The 3,420-nt window shown below is 69.6% G+C and carries 5 protein-coding genes; 1 reads left to right on the forward strand and 4 read right to left on the reverse strand.

Translation table 11 applies throughout. The features are described 5' to 3' along the window. From E3T55_RS11810 to E3T55_RS11820, 3 genes are all read right to left on the reverse strand, one after another. On the reverse strand, positions 1 to 608 hold a 608-nt coding region (locus E3T55_RS11810), incomplete at its 3' end, for a S24/S26 family peptidase (RefSeq protein WP_198418566.1). Beyond that, a complete protein-coding gene (locus E3T55_RS11815) occupies positions 605 to 1,267 on the reverse strand; it encodes a hypothetical protein (RefSeq protein WP_134519776.1) in 663 nt (220 codons plus the stop codon). The genes E3T55_RS11810 and E3T55_RS11815, both read right to left, overlap by 4 nt. Before the next feature lie 16 nt (positions 1,268 to 1,283). Continuing rightward, positions 1,284 to 1,937 (reverse strand): TasA family protein, encoded by a 654-nt coding sequence (locus E3T55_RS11820; protein ID WP_134519777.1) that lies wholly within the window; start codon positions 1,935 to 1,937, stop codon positions 1,284 to 1,286. Between the two features lie 245 nt (positions 1,938 to 2,182). Here E3T55_RS11820 and E3T55_RS11825 point away from each other — a divergent pair, with 245 nt between their 5' ends. Further along, on the forward strand, positions 2,183 to 2,554 hold the full coding sequence (locus E3T55_RS11825) for a GtrA family protein (RefSeq protein ID WP_134519778.1): 372 nt from the start codon (positions 2,183 to 2,185) through the stop codon (positions 2,552 to 2,554). 27 nt (positions 2,555 to 2,581) lie between these two features. Here E3T55_RS11825 and E3T55_RS11830 read toward each other — a convergent pair. Beyond that, positions 2,582 to 3,420 (reverse strand): ice-binding family protein (locus E3T55_RS11830; RefSeq protein WP_134519779.1); only part of this gene is annotated, 839 nt, incomplete at its 5' end.

Below are 3,420 nucleotides of genomic sequence, written 5' to 3' on the forward strand. Positions count from 1 at the left end.
AGCCAACGCGCAGCGCGCGGCGGCACGAGTTCCTGCGCGTGCCGCCAGCCGTACACCGCGGGCACGCGCACCGCGGCAACGCGCGGCCGATCCGGCACCGCCACGTCGGCCCCGACGGCGCCGGCCACACGTCGCGGGCGCGCCGAGACGATCAGCATGCCGCCCACGAACAGGCCGATCACAAAGATCCACTGCGGCTTCTGCGCCTCCTGCAGAGCGAACCCGAGACCATTGGCGTGCCACAGAATCAGGTCGGCCTGTGCGAGCACGTAGGGCTCGGCATCCGCTATCGGATTGGCGTCGCCGCGCATGGTGAGGGCGACCGACCCGCCCTCGAGCTCGTCGATCGCCTCGACCCGGTGGGTGACGCGGGTGCCGGAGGAATTCGTCGCGCTGATGATGTCGTTCACCCGAATATCGGCGGCCGGCACCCGGTGCGCGATCGCGAGCGCGCCGGTCTCGATCAGCGGCGCCATCGATCCCGAGCGAAAGATGAGGGGGGTGATGCCGAAAAATGCCGCGGCGAGTGCCGCGAGAATGCTCACGACCCCGAGGACGGCCCCGAGCGTCAGGCCGACCTCTCGGGCCACCCGCAGCGCGCGGTTCACGAGGCGGCCTGTTCGGCATCGAGACGGATGCTCAGGGTCGGCGTATCGTTCTGGTCGATCGTCGCGTGTGCCGCCCTAATAGAAGGTATGAACACGCGCACGCAGAGGGAGACTCGGCCGTTCGGAGCCACGGTCGGCGCGGCAACGGCCAGACCGGCCGGGTCGCCGACCAAGTGGGACGTTCCGGCGAGCGGGGACATCGCTGCGGCGTCGCACACGACGTTGACGGCCGCGGCAACGACGAGCTCGCCGCGCAGGGCGGTGAGGCCCGCGTCGGTGGGGGCCGCGGCATCCGTCGCCGACAGCCCGGCGGCCCGGGTCGCGTCGAAGACCAGCGAGCTCAGTCGCAGCGGAATCCGCCCGACGTTGTGCACGGTGAGCTCAGTCAGCACGCCGGCGCCGCCCGGGTAGAGGGCGTCGTTACCGCTGGCCGGCACCAGATAGCCGGCCGACACCGACTGGCCGTTCGCGGTGACGGCCAGATCGAGGCTTGCGGTTTCGAAGGCCGCCGCCACGCTGCCGGACTCGGTGAGCGTTGCGCCGGTGCCGAAGACGCCGAGGCCCAGCAGCGCGAACAGCGACAGCGCGACGCGCACGCGCGCAAACACCCGCCGGGGCTCTATCGCGCCGGGCAGGGGCTCACGTTCGGTCTGGTGCACGCTGGAACTCCGCGGGTTAGGCCGGCAACTGGGTCGCGACGAAGTCGAACTTCACGCCGACGGTCTCGTTCATCAGGGCGCTGTCGAGTGCATTGTTGGCCGTGACGCTGCCACCGCTCGTGGCGCCGATCAGGGCCAGCCGAAAGCAGAAGATGTCTTTCGTGGGATAGCTGCCCTTGCTCTTGGTACCCGCCAGAATGGGCGATACGGGCAGCGTCAGGCTCTTGACCGTGCTGACCCGAATCGGAGTGGGGGCCGCCGTGGTGAAGTCGGCGGCGGCGCAGGTGTCGACGGTGGTCACCTTGACCACGGAGATGTCGAGGGCACCGGCCAGCTTCGCGGAGTCAGGTGTGAGCGAGAGCGCAACGTCTTGCGTGGCCCCGTACGAGAAGTCCAGGCTGCCCTGGTTGTTGACGATGAGCTGGCGGTAGACCACATCGCCGATCTTCGCGTCCGACATCTTCAGGTTCGATGCGTAGGGCGTCGGCGTGCCCTGGGCCCCGCCGTCGAAGGCGATGTCGACGTTGCCGGTGCTGAATTCCGCGGTGACTGCGCCGTCATCGCTGAAGGCGGCGAAGGTCAGGATGGTGCCCAGGCCCAGGGCGGCGCCGCTGGCCAGCATGGCGCGAACGGGCAAACGTTTCAGGAGGGACGTCGGAGCGATGGTCACGGTGTTGCCTCTCGGTACTCCCAGGGGTGTGTTTCAGATGACCCAACGAAGACCAATTCCCCCCGGAACCTCAACCGTAGGGTGAGACCCCCGCGGGGGGCGAGTGCCCGACTACCCCCACTGCTAGCGCCCCCACTTTTCAAGACCCAGCCCGTCCACCCCAATTCTGCGGCAGCGGATGTCCCCCGCCCCCGTGCCGAACCCCCGCCCGGCCTGGGCACAGCCACATCACGCACACTGAGGGTATGCGCCAGTTTCTGAGCTTCTTCGGCGGGTCCGCCGTGGGACTCGTCATCGATCTCGTCGGGTTCGCGCTGCTCGTGCTCGCCGGGCTGCTGCCCTGGCAGGCGAACGCGATCAGCTCCGCGATCGCCTTGACCGTCGTGTACTTTCTGGTGGCCCGTTTCGCCTTCGCGGCCCGAGCCCGGGTGCGCACCTACCTCGCATTCTTCGCCTGGTACGCCGCGAACATCGTGTTCTTCTCCGGCCTGATCCAGCTCGCCGTCACGCTGACCGACGGCCCGCCGCTCGCGTTCAAGCTCGCGAGCATTCCGCTGTCGTTCGCCGCGAACTACCTCTTCACCCGGGTACTGTTTCGCCCAATAGATCAGGAGTGAGCAGTTGTGGGCTCGCCGAGACCTGCCCTAGGCGGCCGGAAATACCTGCTCGAGGTGCTTGATGACGATGGAACCGCCGGTCGTCAGCAGCCGTCCGGTGACGGCGACGTTCGTCTCGACCGAGATGTTTCCCGCGCCCAGCAGTGATCCGGCGAAGACGCTCGAATCGCCGAGGCTCGCCGTGCCGCCGACCCGCCAGAACACGTTCTTCGCGGCGGCTCCGTTCACGAGCAGCACCTGGCTGCTCGGCGCCGTCGCGAGCGTCGTCGAGGTGAAGACGAAGACCGCGCTCGGGTCGCCCTTCGCGTCGAGGGTCAGTACTCCCGGCACGGTGAAGGCTCCCGTGCTGCTCGAGTGCACCCCCGCCAGCAGGGTGCCGGTGAGTGCGGGCGCTCGGCTCGTTCCGGCGCGGCTTGCCAGCGCAGCGTAGGCCGTCGCGAGGTCTTTCTGCGCCGCGGTCGCCGCCGCGGTGTTGCGCTGCAGGGTTCCGGTGGTCTGCCCGGGCGGAAAACCGGTGATCGAAGCTCCCGGGCTGGTGCCCACGTTGCCCGCCAGCCGACTCGCCGCGCCGTTGCTCACGAGCGTGCCGGCCAACACCGCATAGCCGGCCGCCGTTCCGAGCGGCACCGGGGCCACTCCCGTCGCCCACGAGTTCGCCGCCGCGACCGTGCGGGCGCTGAACGATGCCGAGACCGTGTTCGCCGGCACGATGGCGACGACGGATGCCGCCGTCACCCCCAGCGCAATCACGGCCCCCAGAATCCCCGCGCCCCGCCCGCGCCGCCACTGCGCGCGCGGCCACAACCCACGCCGCCACCCGTGCGGCAGCGACCCGCGCCGCCACAACCCGTCGCGCGAGCTGGCAC

Source organism: Cryobacterium frigoriphilum (assembly GCF_004403305.1).
In the GTDB taxonomy this organism is placed as follows: domain Bacteria; phylum Actinomycetota; class Actinomycetes; order Actinomycetales; family Microbacteriaceae; genus Cryobacterium; species Cryobacterium frigoriphilum.

Coding starts and splice junctions, on each gene's coding strand:
- E3T55_RS11825 (WP_134519778.1), top strand. CDS start 2,183: ATGCGCCAGTTTCTGAGCTTCTTCGGCGGGTCCGCCGTGGGACTCGTC.